The sequence below is a fragment of the Xanthomonas sp. NCPPB 1128 genome, from assembly GCF_001043115.1.
Lineage (GTDB): Bacteria > Pseudomonadota > Gammaproteobacteria > Xanthomonadales > Xanthomonadaceae > Xanthomonas_A.
This window is the reverse complement of record NZ_LFME01000039.1, coordinates 1-19825: the sequence shown is the minus strand read 5'-3', so window position 1 is coordinate 19825 and position 19825 is coordinate 1. Positions and strand designations below refer to the sequence as shown.

Genomic DNA, 19825 nt, shown 5'->3' with positions numbered 1-19825 from the left:
GCGCCTCGTCGCGACTGCAAGCCACTTCCAACCGCCACATTCGCCACGCATCACCGTGATTTCGTAGGAGCGGCTTCAGCCGCGACAGGCGCCATCGGTAACGCGTGGTCGCGGCTGAAGCCGCTCCTACAAGTGCAGCTCTTCTGGCGATTGGAAGCCGCGCGAGGCCACCCGCACGTGTCGCGAAACAGACCGCCTTTTCGGGGCGCACCGCGCCCACGTCACCGAACCGTCATCTGCAGCTTCTAGCCTGCCCCGCACCCCAGGGACAAGGCAGGCTCGGTGGCGGCTCACCCCAAACGCGCATGGGCGCGCATGTTCGCGGAACACGGCCCGGTGCTGCGCGGGTTCTTCGTGCGCCGCGGCGCACGCGAAGACGCCGAGGACATGGTGCAGGAGACCTATCTGCGGCTGTTGCGCGCGCATCGGCAGCAGGGCGAAGCCATCGCCAATCCCGAAGCCTATCTGTACACCGTCGCGCAGAACCTGGCGCGCGAACAGGCCGCGCGTCGCCGCCAGGCGCCGCTGCGCATCGAGGAGATGGAGCAGTTCTCGCAATTGCTGGCGGCGGGAGACGACGTGGAAGACAGCGCACACCGGCGGCAGCGCCAGCAGCACCTGCAGGCCCTGCTCGCCGAACTGCCCGCGCGCACCCGCGCGGTGCTGGTGATGCAGTACCGCGACGGGCTGAGCTACAAGCAGATCGCTGAACGCATGGGCGTATCGCCGCACATGGTCAAGAAGCACGTGGTGCGTGGGCTGTCGGCCTGCCGACGCGCGCTGGCCGACAGCGGAGAACGCTGGTGAACGACAGCACCTTCTCGTCGCGCAGCGCCATCGCCGATGCCGCGCACTGGCATGCGGTGCAGCGCATGCAGCCGCTGGACACAAAACAGGAACAGCAGTTGCTGGACTGGCTGACCGCCTCGCCGCAGCACCTTCGCGAGTATCTGGCGATGCAGCGCGTGGCCGGCGACCTCGGCGAGGCGCTGCGCGGCATGGACCTGGACGTGGACGCCTTGCTCGCCAGCGACGACGCCGACGCCACAGCAGCCGGCAACGTGATCGCCCTGCCCGTGCCGCAGCGCGCGACAGCGGCAACGCCGGCGCGCGCGGCGCGCACGAACGCCGCGCCGCGCTGGCGCCTGGCCGCGGCCGCCGCGATGTGCGCGGTGGCGGTGCTGGTCGGCTGGGCCTGGCCGCGCAGCCAGACCTACACCACCGCGCTCGGCGAACAACGCAGCGTGCAGCTGGCCGACGGCAGCGTGGTGCGGCTCAACGCGCAGACCCGGGTGCAGGCCACGCTGACCCCATGGAGTCGCACGCTGCAGTTGCTACAGGGCCAGGCCAGCTTCGTGGTCGCCGCCGACCGGCGCCCGCTGCAGGTGCAGGCCAGCGGCCTGCGCGTGGAGGACATCGGCACCACCTTCGACATCGCGCTGCACCCGGACCAGGCACGCATCGAAGTCTCCGCCGGCCGCGTACACGTATGGCGCCAGGACCAGCCGCAACAGCCGATGCTGGCCGATCTCGGCGCAGGCCAGAGCGCGCGCATCGACACCACCGATGGCCGGGTCGAACTGGGCAACGAGGACGTCGCGGCCATGCACGCGTGGTGGCAACACCGCATCGTGTTCCGCGACGAACCGTTGGCCAACGTCGCCGAGGATTTCAACCGGCTCAATCGCACGCGCCTGCTGATCGACGACGCCGACGCCGGTGCGATGCGGCTGACCGGCAACCTGCGCGGTGACGATGTCGCCGCCCTTCGCGCCTTCCTCGATGCGCAGCCGACGCTGCAGGTGCACACCGGTGCCGACGGCATCCACGTGCGCAGCCGCATACCCACGCAGGCACGCCTGCAGTAACGCGACAGGTGCGTCGTGCGCAATGCGCGACGCATGCATCGCGCACGCATCGTCCAGAACGAGCGGCCGGCGCGCAGTCGCGCGCCATCAGCGCGTCACACGCATCGTGCACGCGCGCAGTCGCGCGTACGCGACGCCAGCCCCCACGCACGTGTCACAGAAAATTCATCGAAAAACGGTGCCCGATCGTCGCCGTCGCGCCTCGTAGTCCGGGGACAGCGCAGGCAAACGCCCATTGGCGATGCCGCGCGCACCACACCACCCCCGCTCTCACAGGACCCGACGATGCGCCGCACCCTGTTCCTTTCCATCGCCCTCGCCCTGCACGCCGGCGCCGCTGGCGCGCAACCCGCGCCCGTCGCGGTCGATGCGATTCCCGCGCAGCCGCTGGCGCGCGCGCTCAATGCGCTGTCGCGACAGACCGGCCTGCAGTTCGTCTATGCCGCCGGCAGCACCGGCAACCCGCAGACGCATGGCAGCCGCGCTGGCGCCGCGCCGGACCAGGCGCTGCAGCAACTGCTCGACGGCACCGGCCTGCGCTACCGCTTCCTCACCCCGACCACGGTGACGATCGAGTCAGCGAGCGCGCCGGCGGAAACAGCGACCACTGCACCGGCGGCGATGACGGCCGCACCGACGCCGGCACCGGTGACGCCGGCGGATGCGCCGGTCAAGCAACTGGACAGCATCCAGGTGCTCGGCAGCTACGCCGGCAGCCTCAGCGCCGCGCTGCGCGAGAAGCGCTACGCCGACAGCGTGGTCGATGTGATCGCCGCCGAGGACATCGGCAAGCTGCCGGCGCAGAACGTGGCCGAAGCGCTGCAGCGCGTGCCCGGCGTGTCGATCGTGCGCGACCGCGGCGAAGGCGTATACGTGCGCGTGCGCGGCCTCGGCCCCAACTTCCAGGTGACCACGCTCAACGGCCAGACCATGGCGGTCAACGAGAACGTGCGCACCTCCGGCCAGACCGGCCGCCAGTTCCGCTACGACACGCTGCCGGCAGAGCTGGTCGCCGGCCTGGAGGTGATCAAGAGCCCCACCGCCGACCTGGACGAAGGCGCGATCGGCGGCATCGTCAACGTGCGCACCTTCCGCCCGCTGGAACTGGGTAAAACGCTCACCAACGTGTCGCTGGAGTCGAGCCAGGCGCAGCGCACCCACGCCAACGACCCGCGCGTGTCCGGCCTGTTCAACTGGGTCAACGCCGACGGCACCTTCGGCCTGCTGCTGTCCGGTGCCTACGCGCAGCGCAGCCTGCGCCAGGACCGGGTCAACGAAGTGAGCTGGGACTACTACCGCGACGGCGTGCCGGGCGTGCCCGGCGCCCACTACGTGCCCACCGGCCTGCGCCCGACGCTGGAACTGGAGCAGCGCGAGCGCACCGGCATCGCCGCCTCGCTGCAGTGGAAACCGAGCGCGGCGTGGGAAACCAACCTGGACCTGCTCTACGCCAAGCAGACCGTGCACTACGACGAATACAGCCTGGGCGTGGGCTTCGACAGCCTGGCCAAGCTCAGCAACCTGCGCGTGGCGCATGACGGTATCGCCGGCTTCGACTACCGCAACGGCCAGGTGCAGATCTCGCGCGAGACCTCCGGCATCACCGACGACAATCGTAGCGCGCGCCTGTCCAGCACCTGGAGCGGCGATGCGTGGACGCTGGGCGCAGTGGCGTTCCACTCGCAGGCGCACAGCTACGATTCCGATCCGATCCGGCGCACGCGCCTGCGCAGCGGCACCAACCTGTCCATGCGCGTGGACATGCCGCAGGCCGATGGCGACGACGTGCCCGACTGGCGCTTCAGCAACGGCTTCGACCCGACCAATCCGGCCAGCGTGGCTGGCCGGCGCCTGGAATGGCGCGAGATCGATGCGCGCGACAAGGAGGACGCGCTGCAGTTCGACGCCAAGCGCACGCTCGGCGGCGGCTTCTTTCGTGAGCTCAAGTTCGGCGCCAAGTACCGGCAGCGCTCGCGCACCTACGACCGCGCCGACCTGCTGCTGACCAGCATCGCCGGCGTGCGTTTCCCGGCCGGCAACTTCACCGCGCTACCGGTGGACGACATGCTGACCGACGCCAACGGCACCCTGCCGCGGCAGTGGCTGGCGCCGATCGAATCGCGCTTCTTCGGCACCTGGCCGACCGCCGCGGACCTGGTCAACACGCCGAACAGCGCCGACCTGCAGAACTCCTACGAGGTGAAGGAAAAGATCGGCTCGGCCTATGCGATGGCCGACTTCGGCAGCGAACTGGCCGGACGGGAACTGCGCGGCAACATCGGCGTGCGCCTGGTGCGCACCGAGCAGACCACCGACGGCCACGCCGACGTCAACGGCAGTGCGCAACCGGTGCACTTCGCGCGCAGCTACAGCAACGCCTTGCCCTCGTTCAACGCCGCCTGGGACGTGCGCGAGGACATGGTGCTGCGCAGCTCCGCGGCCAAGGTGATCACCCGTCCCGACCTCACCGACCTGTCCTCCAAGCTCACCTTCAATTCCAGCGGCGAGATCCTCACCGCCAGCGGCGGCAACCCGTCGCTGCGTCCGTTCGAGGCCTGGCAGTACGACCTGACCTTCGAGTGGTACATCGACGGCACCTCGGCACTGACCGGCGGCGTGTTCTACAAGGACATCTCGCGCTTCATCCAGACCCAGATGTCGAACCTGCAGTACCAGGGCCAGACCTACCTGCTCTCGTCCAAGACCAACGGCAGCCAGGCCAGCGTCAAGGGCGTGGAAGTGGCCTACCAGCAGGTCTTCGCCGGCCTGCCGGCGCCGCTGGACGGACTCGGCATGCAGCTCAACTACACCTGGACCGACAGCGAGGCCACCTACCGCGACGGCGCCCGCACCTTCACCGACAGCCTCGAAGGCGTAGCCAAGAACACCTACAACGCCGTGTTGTTCTACGAGAAGGGGCCGCTGATGGCGCGGGTGAGCTATGGCTGGAGCGACGACATCGTCAACGCGGTCGGCACCGCCAACGTCGCCACGCTCAACAGCGACAAATTCGGCAGCCTCGACGCGAACGTGGCCTGGAAGGTCAACGACACCCTGTCGGTGTTCGTCAACGCGATCAATCTCACCGGCGCCGTGCAGCGCCAGTACGTCGGCGACCGCCTGTTCGGCGGCTACACCGACTACGGCCGCACCTGGTCGGTCGGCTTGCGCGCACGTTTCTGATCAGCCGCGCTGCCGCCCACGCGCGGCAGCCAGCCCGCCCCGCGGCCTGCATCGCCGCGGACGCCGGCCATCGCACCGTGCGCGCACCGCCGCGCGCGGCGTACCGCCTCTGCCTGGAGTTTGCCGATGCCATCGCTGCCGCGCCTCGCCACTCTCGTCCTGTTCGCCTTCGCATCGCTGGCCTGCACCGCGGCACGCGCGCAACCGGCCACGACGGAGACCCTGGAAAAAGTCCTCATCCTCAAGCGCCACGGCGTGCGTGCGGCGATGTCCAGTGCGGAGCAACTGGAGCGCTATTCGGCGCGCCCATGGCCGCGCTTTGCGGTGCCCGCCGGGAATCTCACCGCAAACGGCGCCGCGCTGGAACGGCTGTTCGGCGCCTATTACCGCGCCCGCTATGCACCGCTGGGGCTGTTCGCCGGCGACGGCTGCGCGGCCGCGTACTACTGGGCCAACCGCACCCAGCGCACCCTCGCCTCGGCGCAGGCGCTGGCCAGCACGCTGACCCCGGGCTGCGCCAACCCGGTGCACAGCGTCGCCGACGGTGCCTCCGACCCGCTGTTCGACGGTGTACCCGCCCTGCGCACTCCCGCCGCGGTGGCGCAGATGCGCGCGGCCATCGCCGGCCGCATCGGCGGCGATGCGCAGGCCTGGAACGCGGCACAGGCCGATGCCATCGACAGCCTGCAGCACCTGCTGTTGCAGTGCGCGCAGCGGCCCTGCCCGGCCGACGCCGGCGGCGGCAAGCTGCGCCTGGATGCGGTGCCGGCGCGGCTGGGCGACGCCGACGACGCGATCCCCGGCATCGAAGGCCCGGCCGCGGCGGCCTCCGGTATCAGCGAAAGCCTGCTGATGGCCTGGGCCGACGGCCAGGACTTCGCCGCACTGGGCTGGCGCGGCGTCGACGAAGCCAGCCTGCTGCGCGCCTTCGCCCCGCACCAGGCCGAATTCGCGCTGCGCCTGCGCGCGCCCACCGTGGCGCGCATGGCCGCCTCGCCGCTGGCGGCGCGGCTGCTGGCGACGCTGCTGGACGGCAGCGGCCAGGCCACGCACGCCGCGCCGATCGGCGGCGCGGCACGGCTGGTGGTGCTGTCCGGTCACGACGGCACCCTGACCCTGCTGGCCGGCATGCTCGACCTGCACTGGCAACTGCCCGGCTACCAGCCCGACCAGACCGTGCCCGGCGGCGCGCTGGTGTTCGAGCGCTGGCGCCGTGCCGACGGCGAACGGGTGATCCGTCTGCGCTACACCGCGCAGAGCCTGGCGCAACTGCGCGAACGCCGCGCGCTGACCGTGCAGGCACCGCCGCTGGCGTCGGCGGTGTTCATCCCGCAGTGCAGCCGCGCCGACACCGCCTACGACTGCCCGCTACCCGCCTTCGCCGCCGCGGTCGAGGCCGCGCTCGATCCGCAGTTCCTGACCCCATGACGCCACGTGCGCCGGCCCCGGCCGGTCGCGCGGCGGCATCGGTGCTTTCCGGCACCGCCCCCTGGCGCTCGCGCCACCCGCTGTTCCTCCCAACCCGCAAGAGGCGATTCATGATCCAGCATCTACGCACCCTCGTGAGCTACGGCATCGGATTGAGCCTGGCCTGCGCCGGCGTGGTCCACGCGCAATCGGACGTCGGCGTGCTCGACGTGCTCACCTACAACGTCGCCGGCCTGCCGCAGGGCATCTCCAGCAGCAACCCGGCCGCCAACACCGCCCAGATCGCACCGAAGCTGGCGCCGTACGGCCTGATCAACGTGCAGGAAGACTTCAACTACCACGCCACGTTGTACGCGGGCGACCAGCACCCCTACCGTACGCCCACCAGCGGTGGCGCGGCGATCGGCGACGGCCTCAACACGCTGAGCAACTACCGCTTCGACGATTTCACCCGCATCAAGTGGGACAAGTGCAACGGCACCGACTGCCTCACCCCCAAGGGCTTCAGCTACATGCGCGTGCGCCTGGACGACGGCGTGCTGCTGGACGTGTACAACGCGCACCCCAACGCCGGCACCGAGAGCGCCGACCTGGCCGCGCGGCGCGCCAACATCAGCCAGCTCTCGCAGTTCATCCAGACCTGGTCGGCCGGCAACGCGGTGCTGGTGATGATGGACTCCAACACCCGCTACACCCGCGCCGACGACAACATCCGCACGCTGATTTCCGCCAATGGCCTGACCGATGCGTGGGTGGAACTGGTCAAGGGCAGCGTGCCGGCCGCCGGCGCCGCGCCGCTGCTGTGCGGCACTCCGCCGACCAACGACTGCGAAGTGGTGGACAAGATCCTGTACCGCGACGCGCCGCAACTGACCCTGGTCGCCAACCGTTACAAGCTCGACGACGGCAACTTCTACGACAGCGCCGGCAAGCCGCTGTCCGACCACTACCCGCTGGCCGCGCAGTTCGGCTGGGCGGTCGGTACCACCGTGCGCACCAGCGACCAGTACGGCGGCCCGCACGGCACGCCGTTCAACGACATCACCAAGGGCGCCGAGCAGCGCACAATCGCCAGCGTGACCCTGCGTGGCGCCTCGCGCCTGGACGGCATCGCGCTGGGCCTGGACAACGGCAGCACCCTGGCCCACGGTGGCAGCGGCGGTGACGCGGTCACGCTGCGCCTGGGCAGCAACGAGCGGCTGACCTCGGCCACGCTGAGCGTGGGCCAGTACAACGGCCACACCCGGCTGTTCTCGCTGAGCCTGCGCACCAACCAGGGCCGCAGGCTCAGCGCCGGCACGCCGACCAGCGAGACCTACACGCTCACGGCGCCCAGCGGCTGGCACATCGCCGGCTTCACCGGCCGCGACGGCGACGAGATCGACAAGCTCGGCGCGATCTACCGCAAGGATTGACGGAACCGCGGCGCCATCGCGCCCTCGGCAATGCAACGGCAACGGCAACGGCGCGCGTAGCGACGCGCGCCGTTCGCCTTACCGAAGATGATGCGCCGGCTGCGGCCCGTCGCGGGGCGCGCGCATCGACGTGCAACGAGCGGATGCAGCGTGGCTGACGGTACGGAGAGAAAATCTCCACACCAGGCCGCGCGATGCGGCGGGCGAGTCTACGTGGGCAGCACTAGCGCACACGCCACCACGCCACCACGCCACGATTCGAAGTAACACAGCACACGAGGACGGCGAGCCGCTGCCTGCCGACGCCTGCGGCCTATTCGCTGGCCGCTTCCAGCGCCTGCGCCAGGCGCTCCACCGCGATCACCTCCATGCCCTTGACCGTGCCGGTCTTGGGCGCATTGGCCTTGGGCACGATGGCGCGCTTGAAGCCGTGCGTGGCGGCTTCGCGCAACCGGTCCTCGCCATTGGGCACCGGGCGGATCTCGCCGGACAGGCCGACCTCGCCGAAGGCAATGGTCTTCTCCGCCAGCGGCCGGTCGCGCAGCGACGACAGCACCGCCAACAGCACCGGCAGGTCGGCTGCGGTTTCCTGCACGCGGATGCCGCCGACCACGTTGACGAACACGTCCTGGTCGCCGACCACGATGCCGCCATGGCGGTGCAGCACCGCCAGCAGCATCGCCAGCCGGTTCTGCTCCAGGCCCACCGCCACGCGCCGCGGATTGGACAGCGGCGAGGCATCGACCAGCGCCTGCACCTCCACCATCAGCGGCCGGGTGCCCTCGCGGGTCACCATCACGCAACTGCCGGGCTGGTGCGCACTGCCGCCGGACAGAAAGATCGCCGAGGGGTTGGAGACTTCCTTCAGCCCCTTCTCGCCCATCGCGAACACGCCCAGTTCGTTGACCGCGCCGAAGCGGTTCTTGAACGCGCGCAGCAGGCGGAAGCGGCTGCCGCTCTCGCCCTCGAAATACAGCACCGCATCAACCATGTGCTCGAGCACGCGCGGGCCGGCGATACCGCCCTCCTTGGTGACGTGGCCGACCAGGAACACGGCGGTGCCGGTCTCCTTGGCATAGCGGACCAGCCGCGCCGCGCTCTCGCGCACCTGGCTCACCGAGCCGGGCGCGGCGGTCAGCGCCTCGGTCCACAGGGTCTGCACCGAGTCGGCGACGATCAGCTTGGGCCGCGCCGCGCTGGCGTGCTGCAGGATGTGCTCGATGCCGGTCTCGGCCAGCGCGTTGAGGCCGTCCAGCGGCAGGTCCAGGCGCACCGCGCGCCCGGCGACCTGGCCCAGCGATTCCTCGCCGGTCACGTACAGCACCGGCAGGGTGCCGGCCATCTTCGCCAGCGCCTGCAGCAGCAGGGTCGACTTGCCGATGCCCGGGTCGCCGCCGATCAGCACCACCGCGCCCTCGACCAGGCCGCCGCCGAGCACCCGGTCGAACTCGCCGATGCCGGTGGACACGCGTGCCTGGTCGCGATGCTCGACGTCCTTGAGCGCGGTGATCTTCGGCGTCTCGGCCTTGCCGGCCCAGCCACTGCGCCGCGCCGCAGCCGGCGCCTTGGCCGTGGCCGCGCTCTCCAGCACGATCTCGCTCAGCGAGTTCCAGGCACCGCACTCGGCGCACTGGCCCTGCCATTTGGTGTATTCGGCGCCGCACTCGCCGCAGACATAGGCCGTTTTCGCTTTCGCCATCTGCTTCTGGTCCGCTCAGACAATGCATCAGCATAGTGGCTGGCGGTCTCAGCGTCCGCGACGGCGGTGCGCCGCGCTCGCCCAGCGGCCTCGGCGAGCCGGTAAACCCCGCATTTCCGTAGGAGCGGCTTCAGCCGCGAACGGGCGTTACCGGTCATGCCCCGTCGCGGCTGAAGCCGCTCCTACGACAGATACACCGCATGCTTCCTCAACGCAGCGACTGCGATCGATCACTTATCGCACAGCACAACGCAAACGCCGTTCCCCGCCACCCGGCGTGACGACGCCGGGCGGGGGCATTTGCCGACTCAACGCGCCTTGTACAGCTCGCTCAGGCGATCGGGGGTGCCGGCGATGCGCTCCAGGTGCGGATACTGCAGGCCGCCGTAGTAAGCGATGCGCAAGGTGTCGTAGCGGTCGCCGCGTTTGACCAGCAGTTCGATCGGCGTGCTGCCGCCCTTGGCCGCGGTGATCGCATCCTTGAGCGCCTCGGCGCTGTACTCGCGGCCGCCGACTGCGACCACGCGGTTGCCGGCGATGAGGCCGGCGTTGAACGTCGGGCTGTCCCACAGCACGGCCTGCACCCGGCCCTGCTCGTCCAGGCTCAGTCCCAGCGAATAGCTCAGGTCCAGGTTCTTGCTGCGCGCCTCGGAGGTCTTGCTGGCCGCGTTCGGCTGATCGGTATAGACCAGCTTCCAGCCGCTGGCCTCGATGCCGCCCACCAGCGAGCCATGGTCGTCGAGACGGCTGCGCAGCAGGCTCGCCCAGTCGTACTTGGCGATCCCATCGAGCGTGGCGACGATGTCGTCGAAGGTGTAGGTGTTCACGTCCCAGGCGCCATCGTGCATGCCGAAGAACGCCTTGGCGAAATCGTCCAGCGAGCGCTTGCCGCCGCTGAGCTCGCGCAGCTTCGCGTTGACCTCCAGCCACAGCATCTGCCCGCCGGAGTAATAGTCCTCGCTCAACTGGTAGCTGCGGTAGGCGCGTGGCCGGCGCATCGACATGGTCGGATCGTTGGTGGTGTCCTGCAGTGCGCGCCAGGCCAGGCCGGGACGGCCCCGCTGGTAGACCGCGGCGACGTTGGCCAGCATGTCGCGGGCCTGGTCCTGCGTCCACAGCCCCGCGCGCGCCGCGATCACCTCGCCCCAGAACTGGGTCTGGCCCTCGTACAGCCACAGCAGGCTGTCGCCCATCGGCACATTGAAGTTGGGCGTGGCCAGGTCGGCGCCGCGGCGGTACTTGCCGTTCCAGGAGTGGTTGAACTCGTGCGCGAGCAAGTCGCGCATCTCCCAGCTCTGATCCCAGTCGGTGAAGTAGTCGAGCGGGCCGCTGTTCTCGCTGGAGCGGTGGTGCTCCAGGCCGATGCCGCCGAGCTTGTCGGTCAGCGCCAGCAGGAACTCGTAGTGGTCGAAGTGGCGCGCGCCGTACAGCTTGTCCATCTGCTGCACCAGGGCCACGTGCGCCTGCACCTGCGCGGGCTTGGCCTCCAGCGACTTGGGCTTGTCGGCGAACACGTTCAACGCCACCGGCGCCTTGTCCTTGGCGTCCAGCACGATGCGCTTGTAATACTTGCCGGCGAACATCGGCGAGTCGACCAGGTCGTCGAAATCGATCGGCTTGAAGGTCACCGTGTCGCCGCTGCGCGTGGCGGTCTCCAGCGCGGTGGCATAGCTCCAGCCGGCCGGCAGGGTCACGCTGGCCTGCGCCTTGATGTTGCGCGCGTACACCCCGGCCGGATACAGCGCGGTGGTGTTCCACTGCAGGTTGAGCATCTCCGGGGTCATCATCACCCGGCCCTGGCCGTCGCCCTGCGAGGACAGGAACTGATACTCGGCGACGATTTCGCTGACGCCGGCGGGCACGTCGATCTTGAACGCATAGACGTCGTACTGGTCGCGCGTCCACGGCAGCACCTTGCCGTTGGCCTTGATCACCAGCCCGGCGATCTTGTCGATCGGGCCGGTCGGCGAATGGTTGCCGGGGATCCACTGCGGGTACAGCAGGGTCATCGGCCCCGGCGTGGCCGGGATGGTGCTGCGCACGCGGAAGATGCGATGGGCCAGATCGGTGGCATCGACCTCGATCTTCAGCGTGCCGGCGAACGGCACATCGCGCGGCGGGGCGGTCTGCGCCGAGGCCTGGAACGCGACAGTGGCGGCCAGCAGCAACGGCGCCATCCAGGCGGTGGACTTGTTCATGGGGTCTCCAGGGGGGCGAACGACAGCGGACAGGCAAACCCCCATGCTATGCCTGCGCCGCCGCCGCGTGCCATGCCATAGGTCATGCCCGGCGCACGGCGCCTGTGGCACGTGGCGGAGAGCGCGCTCAGCGCCCGGCCAGTTGGCTGCGCCGCTCGACGATGCGCGATACCAGGCCGTAGTCCATCGCCTCCTGCGCCGACATCCAGCAGTCGCGCTCGATGTCGGCCTCAACGCGCTCCAGCGGCTGGCCGGTCTCGCGGGCAATGACCTTGGCGATGCGGGCACGCGCCTTGAGGATCTCGCTGGCCTGGATGGCGATGTCGCTGGCCGGGCCGCCGGCGCCGCCGCTGGGCTGATGGATCAGGAACCGGGTCTGCGGCAGGCACACCCGGCGCTCGCGCGGCACCCCGAGGAACACGTGCGTGGCCGCGCTGCCGACCCAACCCGAGCCGATCATGTCGACCGGCGCGGAAATGAAGCGCAGCGCATCGTGGATGGCGTCGCCGGATTCGAGATGACCGCCCGGCGAGGACACGATCATCGCGATCGGCGCATCGGACTCGGCATCCAGCGCCAGCAGGTGGCGCACCGTCTGGTAGGCGCTGGCGTCGGTGATGGTGCCGAACAGCAGCAAGGTCCGCGCGCGGAACGCCTTTTCCTCGAGGAAGGCGCCGGACGGCGCTAGCGCGGCGGGCGCGGCGGGGGAGGTCTCGTCGGAACGCAGCATCGGCCTGTCTCCATGTATGGTGGGTTTCCCTCCCAACGAACGACGGGGCCGCGACGTGACATTCCCGACCGACGCGCAGGCGGCGCGCAGCGACGACGCGCTGCGCCGCCAGTTGCTGGCCCTGGCACACCGCTGGCTCGGCCAGGGCAAGGACGCCGAGGACCTGGTACAGGAGGCCTATCTGCGCGCCGCGCGGGGACCGCTGCCTGCCGGCGGCCGCGACGCCTGGCTGACCACCGTGCTGCGCCATCTGTGCATCGACCGCCTGCGCCGCCGCGGCCGCCACCGGGCCTTGCTGGAGCGCATCGCACAGGAACACGCGCTGTCCGTCACCGACGACCCGGAAGGGCCGGAGCGCCACGCCCTCCACAGCGCGGACGTGGCGCAGGCTGTGGCGACGCTGGTGCGCACGCTGCCGGCCGGCGACATGGCGATGCTGCTGCTCGCCGAGGCCTTCGACTTCAGCCATGCCGACCTGGCGGCGTTGTCGGCGCGCAGCGAAAGCGCCTCGCGCCAACACCTGCGGCGCCTGTTGCAGCGCGCACGTGCGGCGATGGAGGACGCCCCCGCGCCGGCGACTGCCGATCCGCACGACGACGATGCCTGCCTGCTGGCGCTGTGCCGCCATGCCTTGCGACACGGCGATCCGGCCGGGCTGGTCGCCACCTTGCGCGCGGCGCGGCCGCAGACCCTGCTGGCCAGCGCCTTCTCGGTGTCGGCCTCGGCATACGGTGACGCGCCCAGCCCCGCGCCGGTCTACGCCCAGCCACTCCAGCAACACGGCCAACTGGGGCTGCTGATCCGCAACCGCGACGGCGTGCTGACCTGGCTGCCGTTGTGCGAACTCGCCGAGACGCCCTGCCTGGCGTGATCCCGGCGCATTCCTGCGGACATCGCCAGTGCGACTGCATCGCCGCAAACGCAACGGGCCGCCAGTCGCCTGGCGGCCCGTTGCGTTGCGCGGCAGGAATGCCCGCTCAGTGCATCATGTTGACGTTGAGGTTGTGCATCACCCACAGCGAGCCGACCACCACGATGCCGATGATCAGCAGCGAGAACAGGCCCACGTGCACGTTGGAGCGCTGTTCGGCCGAACGGTCCATGTGCAGGAAGTAGATCAGGTGCACCAGCATCTGCACCGCGGCCAGCACCGCGATGACGATGACGGTGACGCCGCGCGGGAACGCCCCGCTCATCACCATGCCGAACGGGATCACGGTCAGGATCACCGCCAGCACGAAGCCGACCAGGTAGGACTTCAGGCCGCCGCCATGGCCGTGCTCGGCGTGCGCGTCGGAGGAATGATGGTTGGCCATTACAGCGCTCCCAGCAGGTAGACGATGGTGAACACGCCGATCCAGATCACGTCCAGGAAGTGCCAGAACAGGCTCAGGCACGCCAGGCGGGTCATGTTGCGCGGGGTCAGGCCGTTCCTGGCGATCTGGATCACCAGCACGGTCATCCACAGCAGGCCCGAGGCCACGTGCAGACCGTGGGTGCCGACCAGGGTGAAGAAGGCCGACAGGAACGCGCTGCGGCCGGGGCCGGCGCCCTCTTCGATCAGGTGATGGAACTCGTAGAGTTCCATGCCCAGGAAGCCCAGGCCCAGCGCCGCGGTGACCGCCAGCCAGCCGTACAGGCCGCCCATGCTGCGCTTGTTCGCCGAGATCATCGCCAGGCCGAAGCCCAGGCTGCTGAACAGCAGCAGGAAGGTTTCCACCAGCACGAACTTCAGGTCGAACAGTTCCTTGGCGGTCGGGCCGTCCACCGTCGCGCCGGCCAGCACCGCGTAGGTGGCGAACAGGCCGGCGAAGATGAGGCAGTCGCTCATCAGGTAGACCCAGAACCCGAAGACGGTGTTGCCGCCCGCGTCATGGTGTTCGTGGTCGTGGTCGTGGCCGCCCGCTTGGGCGGCGTGGGGATCGAGCGTCGTGGAAGCCATGGTTCAGACCGCCTTTGCGGCGTTGGCCGCGTGTTGCTGTTCCAGCAGGGCGAAACGCGCGTTCTCGATGCGTTCCACTTCCTCCGCCGGGACCCAGTAATCGATGTCGTCATCGAAGGTGCGCGCGATGAAGCTGCCGATCATGCCGACCAGGCCGATCACCGCCATCCACCAGATGTGCCAGGTCAGACCGAAACCCAGGACGATGCTGAAGGCGCCGATCCAGAAGCCCGCCGCCGTATTGCGCGGCATGTGGATCGGTTCGTACTTGGCCGGACGCGGCCAGCCCTTGCCCTTGAGCTTGTCTTCCCAGAACTGATCGCGGTCGTCGATGTGCGGCAGCACCGCGAAGTTGTAGAACGGCGGCGGCGAGGAGGTCGCCCACTCCAGGGTCCGGCCGTCCCACGGATCGCCGGTCAGGTCCATGTTGTCCTTGCGCTTCCAGATGCTGTAACCGATCTGCACCAGGTTCAGGAAGATGCCGGTGCCGATGATCGCCGCACCCGCCGCGGCCACCATCAGCCATGGCGCCCACTCCGGATGGTTGTAACTGTTCATGCGCCGGGTCATGCCCATGAAGCCGAGCACGTACAGCGGCATGAAGGCGACGAAGAAGCCGATGATCCAGCACCAGAACGAGGCCTTGCCCAGCGTCTCGTTGAGCTTGAAGCCGAACGCCTTCGGGAACCAGTAGGTCAGGCCCGCCAGGTAACCGAACACCACGCCGCCGATGATCACGTTATGGAAGTGCGCGATCAGGAACAGGCTGTTGTGCAGCACGAAGTCCACCGCCGGGATCGCCAGCATCACGCCGGTCATGCCGCCGATGACGAAGGTGATGATGAAGCCGATGGTCCACAGGACCGGTGCGGTCATGTGCACGCGGCCGCGGAACATGGTGAACAGCCAGTTGAAGATCTTCACGCCGGTGGGGATCGAGATGATCATCGTCGTGATGCCGAAGAAGGCATTGACGTTGGCGCCCGAGCCCATGGTGAAGAAGTGGTGCAGCCATACGATGAACGACAGCACGCCGATGCACGAGGTCGCGTACACCATCGAGGTGTAGCCGAACAGGCGCTTGCGGCTGAAGGTGGCGATCAGCTCGGAGAAGATGCCGAACGCCGGCAGGATCAGGATGTAGACCTCCGGGTGGCCCCAGATCCAGATCAGGTTGACGTACATCATGGCGTTGCCGCCACCGTCGTTGGTGAAGAAGTGCGTGCCCAGGTAGCGGTCCGCACCCAGCAGCGCCAGCGCCACGGTCAGGATCGGGAACGCGGCGATGATCAGGATGTTGGTGATCAGCGCGGTCCAGGTGAAGATCGGCATACGCATCAGGGTCATGCCCGGCGCGCGCATGCGCATGATCGTCACGAAGAAGTTGATGCCGGTGAGCAATGTGCCCAGGCCTGATATCTGCAACGCCCAGATGTAGTAGTCGACACCGACGCCTGGACTGTATTCCAGCCCGGACAGCGGCGGGTAGGCCAGCCAGCCGGTCTGCGCGAACTCGCCCACGCCCAGGGAGATGTTGACCAGCGCCGCGCCGGCCACGAACAGCCAGAAGCTCAGCGAGTTCAGGAACGGGAACGCCACGTCGCGCGCGCCGATCTGCAGCGGCACGATCAGGTTCAACAGGCCGGTCATGAACGGCATGGCCATGAAGAAGATCATGATCACGCCGTGCGCGGTGAAGATCTGATCGTAGTGGTGCGGCGGGAAGATGCCTTCGTTGCCGCCGTGCGCGATCGCCTGCTGGGTGCGCATCATCGCCGCGTCGGCGAAGCCGCGCAGCAGCATGACCAGCGCCACCACGATGTACATGACGCCGATGCGCTTGTGGTCGACCGAGGTGAACCACTCCTTCCAGAGGTAGCCCCACAGCTTGTACTTGGTGACCGCGGCCACCACCAGCAGGCCGAGCAGGCCGGCGCCGCCGAGGGCCGCCATGATGATCGGCTCGTGGTACGGAACCGCCTCGAGCGTGAGTTTGCCTAGCATCACTTGTCTCCAGAAGTGCACATGGCGACCGGCTCAGCAGCCGATGCCGGATGAGCGTCGTGGCCTTCCATCTTGTGGCCCTTGCCCATCATGTATTTGTCGATCAACGACTTGAACAGACCGTCCTGCACCGAGGCGTAGTACGTCACCGGGTAAGCGGCCTTGTCGTTGCGGTTGGCCGCCAGCACCTGGAACTCGGCCTGGTCCAGGGTCTTCTGCGACGCCTTGACCTTGGCCACCCACGCGTCGAAGCCGGCGCGGTCGGTGGCATGCGCGGCGAAGCCCATCTTCGAGAAGCCGTGGCCGCTGTAGTTCGCCGACAGGCCGAACATCTCGCCCGGCTCGTTGGCGATCAGGTGCAGCTTGGTCTCCATGCCGGCCATCGCATAGATCTGCGTGCCCAGGTGCGGGATGAAGAACGAGTTCATCACCGTGTCGGAGGTGATCTTGAAGTTCAGCGGCGTGTCGACCGGGAACGCGATCTCGTTGACCGTGGCGATGCCCTGCTCCGGATAGATGAACATCCACTTCCAGTCCAGCGCCACCGCCTCGATGGTGATCGGCTTGACGTCCGAATCCAGCGGCTTGTACGGATCCAGCGCATGCGAGGAGCGCCAGGTCAGCACCGCCAGGACCAGGATGATCATGCACGGGATCGACCACACCACCACCTCGATCGCGGTGGAGTGCGACCAGTTCGGCTCGTAGCGGGCCTTGGTGTTGGACGCGCGGTAGCGCCAGGCGAAGGCCAGGGTCATCACGATGACCGGGATCACCACCAGCAGCATCAACACCACCGAGGTGATCAGCAGCGTCTTCTCGTCGTGGCCGATCTGACCCTTGGGGTTGAGGATGGCCGCGTCGCAGCCGGCCAGCAACAGCACAGGCAGGAGCGACAGACCGGAGCGCAGCGAGCGCCGGAGTTGTTTCAACGGAATCATCGAACGATCCAATTGCGTAGGGGATGCGAACCGCGCGGGAGCGGGAGGCGGGGCGCCGTAGAGGGGGCTGTCCCGCGTCCGCCGCGGCATCCGGGCCGGCATGCGCGATCAACGACGCATTTTATGCTGCCGTGCCGCAACTCCGGAAGTCATTGACAAGCCCGGGCGGGCGCCAGGCCGCGTTTTTATGTGCGACACATTGCCGCACCCGGCTGCGACACGGCGTCGCAGGCGGTCGCACGCACGGACCTGCGTCGCAGAAAGCGGCATCGCAGAAACCAGGAAGGCAGCCTCGCGGCTGCCTTCTGGGTGCAACTGGTGCCGGAAACAGGAGTCGAACCTGCGACCTACGCATTACGAATGCGCCGCTCTACCGACTGAGCTATTCCGGCGGAACTGGCAATTCTAGGCGTCGGCCCGGGCCGGGGTCAATCGCTGCCCGGGCCTTCGCGCGAGCGCAGCGATCGATGGGTTACCCTCCCGCCCCCGTCGTCCGCATCCCCCGCGCATCGTGAAGTTGTTCGCCTGGTTTTGGCTCGCGTTTCTGCTGTTCTTCGCCATCCCCTTCCCCTGCATCCTCTATTTCGCCAGCGACTGGCCACGCGTGCTGGCCCAGCCCAGTTCGCCCGGGTGGGCGCTGACCCTGCTGGCGCCGTCGTTGGGCCTGTGGCTGCACCTGCTCTACGCCTACCTGGACACGCTGCTGCTGATGCCCGGACGCGCACTGCAACGCGTGCGCCACCTCCTCACCCACGGTGTGCGCCGCGAGGCGCTGATCGAGCGCGCCGCCCCGACCGGGGTCGAAGTGAAAGGATGGCCGCAGCTGTCGCTGACCCTGGCCTTCGACAACCTGTCCGGCACGCCCATCCGCGACACCCTGCTGATCGTGGACCGCAAGCCGGCGCAACGCCGTTTCGAGAGCGGGCGCAGCGTGCCGCTGCGGCTGAGCACCACGCCGGGCGCCACCCCGAACCTGGTGCTGGAGGACGCCGAGCCGGCCCTGGACCGCGCCAGCCTGTGGCGCCGCGCGGCCGGCGCGGTGCTGCTGGTGGTCCTGGTCGGCGCCGCCTACGTCGTGGCCTGGCGCCTGCAGAACCGCGGGCTGGGCTGGACCTTCCTGTCCTTCAACCACCCGCTGCTGATGAGTGCGCTGGTGCTCAACGGCTACGTGCTGGCGCTGCGCGTGATCCTGCGCGTGATTCGCAGCAACTCCACCGACGAGACCTTGAAGTACCGCGGCCTGCGCGCGCGGGCACGGGTGCTGGACGTGCGCCAGACCGGCACCACCCTCAACGAACAGCCGCAGGTGGAGTTCCGCGTGGCGTTCGAGGACGCGTCGGGCAACAAGCACGAGGCGACGCTGCGGCGATTCGTGTCGCTGATCGACGTCGGGCAGCTGCCGCGCGACACGGTGTCGGTACTGTACGACCCGCAACACCCCACCCGCGCCGACCTGGAGCTGCCATGAAGACACCGCCTACCCCAGTGGTCTTCGCCGGCGTGGTCCTGCTGCTCGGCGGCCTCGCCTTCGCCGGCGGCGCCTGGGACACCATCCGCGCCACCCTGCAGACGGGATCGCGCCTGCAGGCGACGGACCCGGCGACCGCCCTGCGGGCCCCCTCCAAGCCGCAGTCGCTGGCGGCGTCCCCGGCCGCCCCTGCTGCCGACACCGAACCGCAGCCGACGCCGGCACCACGCGGCAACCTGCTGTTCGACCCCGAGCGGCTGCGCGCGGCGCGGCAGGCGCTGGCGGACCTGCCCGCCCTGCAGGGCCACGACCTGCGCGTCTTCCATGCCGTGCATTTCTACGACAACCGCATCGGACTCGAGCTGCTGGACCCCGCACAGCCGGACCACGTGGACGAATACAGCTTCCACGACGAGGTCTGGCACAAGGACGCACCGGTCAATCCGCGCGTGTTCGGGCCGTTCCTCAAGCCGGCCACCGACACCGCCGCACTGCAGGACATCGATTTCGAGGGCGCTTACCGGGTGGCCACGGCCCTGAAGGAACAGGGCGAGGCGCTGCAGGCCACGCCGGACAAGGTGGATCACGTGTACGTGCTGGTGGGCCGACGCGGGCGCCTGCGCTGGATGCCGGACGGCGTGCAAGGCGATCGCGTCACCGTGGGCATCGACTTCGATGCGCAGGGACGGCCGCGCGGCATGCAGCGTCACTGAATCGCGGCATCGGCGGCGCGGCCCAGCGCTGGACGCAAGACGTGCGATGGGCTCACATGCAGAAGCGGCTTGACGCACCTCTAATCCGCTATCGCCGCACATCGTGCTGCCCGTAGATACCGTCTTACCCCCTAGCAGGCAAGGGCCCTTTTCGGGTCGAACGCGGTGCCCGATTTGAGGACGCCGTAGGCGAGGTGCAGGAGCTTACGCATGGCAGCACACACGATTTGCTTGCC

The 19825-nt window shown here is 68.8% G+C and carries 15 protein-coding genes, 1 tRNA gene and 1 pseudogene; 8 read left to right on the top strand and 9 right to left on the bottom strand.

All coding sequences use genetic code 11. The annotated features are described in order from the left end of the window. Nucleotides 1–282: 282 nt before the first annotated feature. From ACP93_RS18485 to ACP93_RS18460, 5 genes are all read left to right on the top strand, one after another. Nucleotides 283–807 carry an RNA polymerase sigma factor gene (locus ACP93_RS18485; protein WP_048492126.1) on the top strand — a complete coding sequence of 175 codons (525 nt, stop codon included), beginning with the start codon at nt 283–285 and terminating at the stop codon, nt 805–807. Nucleotides 808–872: 65 nt separating this feature from the next. Further along, complete coding sequence (locus ACP93_RS18480; RefSeq protein ID WP_082143533.1) at nt 873–1868, top strand: FecR family protein; 996 nt, start codon at nt 873–875, stop codon at nt 1866–1868. Nucleotides 1869–2153: 285 nt separating this feature from the next. After that, nucleotides 2154–5051 carry a TonB-dependent receptor gene (locus tag ACP93_RS18475; RefSeq protein ID WP_048492124.1) on the top strand — a complete coding sequence of 966 codons (2898 nt, stop codon included), beginning with the start codon at nt 2154–2156 and terminating at the stop codon, nt 5049–5051. A gap of 126 nt (nt 5052–5177) precedes the next feature. Next, entirely contained in the window at nt 5178–6479 is a 1302-nt protein-coding gene (locus tag ACP93_RS18465; protein ID WP_131721677.1) for a histidine-type phosphatase, read from the top strand. A gap of 110 nt (nt 6480–6589) precedes the next feature. Beyond that, the gene (locus tag ACP93_RS18460; protein ID WP_048492122.1) at nt 6590–7894 is read left to right on the top strand and encodes a jacalin-like lectin; all 1305 of its coding nucleotides are present in this window, start codon (nt 6590–6592) and stop codon (nt 7892–7894) included. A gap of 313 nt (nt 7895–8207) precedes the next feature. Here the strand turns inward: ACP93_RS18460 and radA are convergent, their stop codons facing one another. The 3 genes from radA to ACP93_RS18445 form a co-directional block, all read right to left on the bottom strand. Further along, nucleotides 8208–9593, bottom strand: coding sequence for a DNA repair protein RadA (gene radA / locus ACP93_RS18455; RefSeq protein WP_048492121.1), 1386 nt, complete (start codon nt 9591–9593; stop codon nt 8208–8210). A 308-nt stretch (nt 9594–9901) separates the two neighbouring features. Continuing rightward, nucleotides 9902–11791, bottom strand: coding sequence for a M61 family metallopeptidase (locus tag ACP93_RS18450; protein WP_048492120.1), 1890 nt, complete (start codon nt 11789–11791; stop codon nt 9902–9904). A gap of 127 nt (nt 11792–11918) precedes the next feature. After that, nucleotides 11919–12521 carry an ATP-dependent Clp protease proteolytic subunit gene (locus ACP93_RS18445; RefSeq protein WP_048492119.1) on the bottom strand — a complete coding sequence of 201 codons (603 nt, stop codon included), beginning with the start codon at nt 12519–12521 and terminating at the stop codon, nt 11919–11921. Between the two features lie 55 nt (nt 12522–12576). On the opposite strand from ACP93_RS18445, the gene ACP93_RS18440 reads away from it, so the two are divergent. After that, entirely contained in the window at nt 12577–13392 is an 816-nt protein-coding gene (locus tag ACP93_RS18440) for an RNA polymerase sigma factor (RefSeq protein ID WP_048492143.1), read from the top strand. Nucleotides 13393–13498: 106 nt separating this feature from the next. Here ACP93_RS18440 and cyoD read toward each other — a convergent pair whose 3' ends face one another. The 5 genes from cyoD to ACP93_RS18415 form a co-directional block, all read right to left on the bottom strand. Continuing rightward, nucleotides 13499–13837, bottom strand: coding sequence for a cytochrome o ubiquinol oxidase subunit IV (gene cyoD, locus ACP93_RS18435; protein ID WP_048492118.1), 339 nt, complete (start codon nt 13835–13837; stop codon nt 13499–13501). After that, nucleotides 13837–14463, bottom strand: a complete 627-nt coding sequence (gene cyoC, locus ACP93_RS18430) for a cytochrome o ubiquinol oxidase subunit III (RefSeq protein ID WP_048492117.1) — start codon at nt 14461–14463, stop codon at nt 13837–13839. The genes cyoD and cyoC overlap by 1 nt, the downstream gene beginning before the upstream one ends. 3 nt (nt 14464–14466) lie before the next feature. Continuing rightward, nucleotides 14467–16467 (bottom strand): cytochrome o ubiquinol oxidase subunit I, encoded by a 2001-nt coding sequence (gene cyoB, locus ACP93_RS18425; protein ID WP_048492116.1) that lies wholly within the window; start codon nt 16465–16467, stop codon nt 14467–14469. Further along, on the bottom strand, nt 16467–17408 hold the full coding sequence (gene cyoA / locus ACP93_RS18420) for a ubiquinol oxidase subunit II (RefSeq protein ID WP_048492115.1): 942 nt from the start codon (nt 17406–17408) through the stop codon (nt 16467–16469). The genes cyoB and cyoA overlap by 1 nt, the downstream gene beginning before the upstream one ends. A gap of 316 nt (nt 17409–17724) precedes the next feature. Beyond that, nucleotides 17725–17800, bottom strand: a tRNA-Thr gene (locus ACP93_RS18415). A gap of 119 nt (nt 17801–17919) precedes the next feature. Here ACP93_RS18415 and ACP93_RS18410 point away from each other — a divergent pair. Further along, complete coding sequence (locus ACP93_RS18410) at nt 17920–18876, top strand: hypothetical protein (protein ID WP_048492114.1); 957 nt, start codon at nt 17920–17922, stop codon at nt 18874–18876. Next, nucleotides 18873–19589 (top strand): hypothetical protein, encoded by a 717-nt coding sequence (locus tag ACP93_RS18405; RefSeq protein ID WP_048492113.1) that lies wholly within the window; start codon nt 18873–18875, stop codon nt 19587–19589. The genes ACP93_RS18410 and ACP93_RS18405 overlap by 4 nt, the downstream gene beginning before the upstream one ends. Nucleotides 19590–19720: 131 nt before the next feature. Here the strand turns inward: ACP93_RS18405 and ACP93_RS22370 are convergent. Then, nucleotides 19721–19825, bottom strand: a pseudogene (locus ACP93_RS22370) (IS110 family transposase); the annotation flags it as partial.

Coding starts and splice junctions, on each gene's coding strand:
- ACP93_RS18460 (WP_048492122.1), top strand. CDS start 6,590: ATGATCCAGCATCTACGCACCCTCGTGAGCTACGGCATCGGATTGAGC.
- cyoB (WP_048492116.1), bottom strand. CDS start 16,467: ATGCTAGGCAAACTCACGCTCGAGGCGGTTCCGTACCACGAGCCGATC.
- ACP93_RS18480 (WP_082143533.1), top strand. CDS start 873: ATGCAGCCGCTGGACACAAAACAGGAACAGCAGTTGCTGGACTGGCTG.
- ACP93_RS18405 (WP_048492113.1), top strand. CDS start 18,873: ATGAAGACACCGCCTACCCCAGTGGTCTTCGCCGGCGTGGTCCTGCTG.
- ACP93_RS18445 (WP_048492119.1), bottom strand. CDS start 12,521: ATGCTGCGTTCCGACGAGACCTCCCCCGCCGCGCCCGCCGCGCTAGCG.
- radA (WP_048492121.1), bottom strand. CDS start 9,593: ATGGCGAAAGCGAAAACGGCCTATGTCTGCGGCGAGTGCGGCGCCGAA.
- ACP93_RS18465 (WP_131721677.1), top strand. CDS start 5,178: ATGCCATCGCTGCCGCGCCTCGCCACTCTCGTCCTGTTCGCCTTCGCA.
- ACP93_RS18475 (WP_048492124.1), top strand. CDS start 2,154: ATGCGCCGCACCCTGTTCCTTTCCATCGCCCTCGCCCTGCACGCCGGC.
- cyoA (WP_048492115.1), bottom strand. CDS start 17,408: ATGATTCCGTTGAAACAACTCCGGCGCTCGCTGCGCTCCGGTCTGTCG.
- ACP93_RS18450 (WP_048492120.1), bottom strand. CDS start 11,791: ATGAACAAGTCCACCGCCTGGATGGCGCCGTTGCTGCTGGCCGCCACT.
- cyoD (WP_048492118.1), bottom strand. CDS start 13,837: ATGGCCAACCATCATTCCTCCGACGCGCACGCCGAGCACGGCCATGGC.
- cyoC (WP_048492117.1), bottom strand. CDS start 14,463: ATGGCTTCCACGACGCTCGATCCCCACGCCGCCCAAGCGGGCGGCCAC.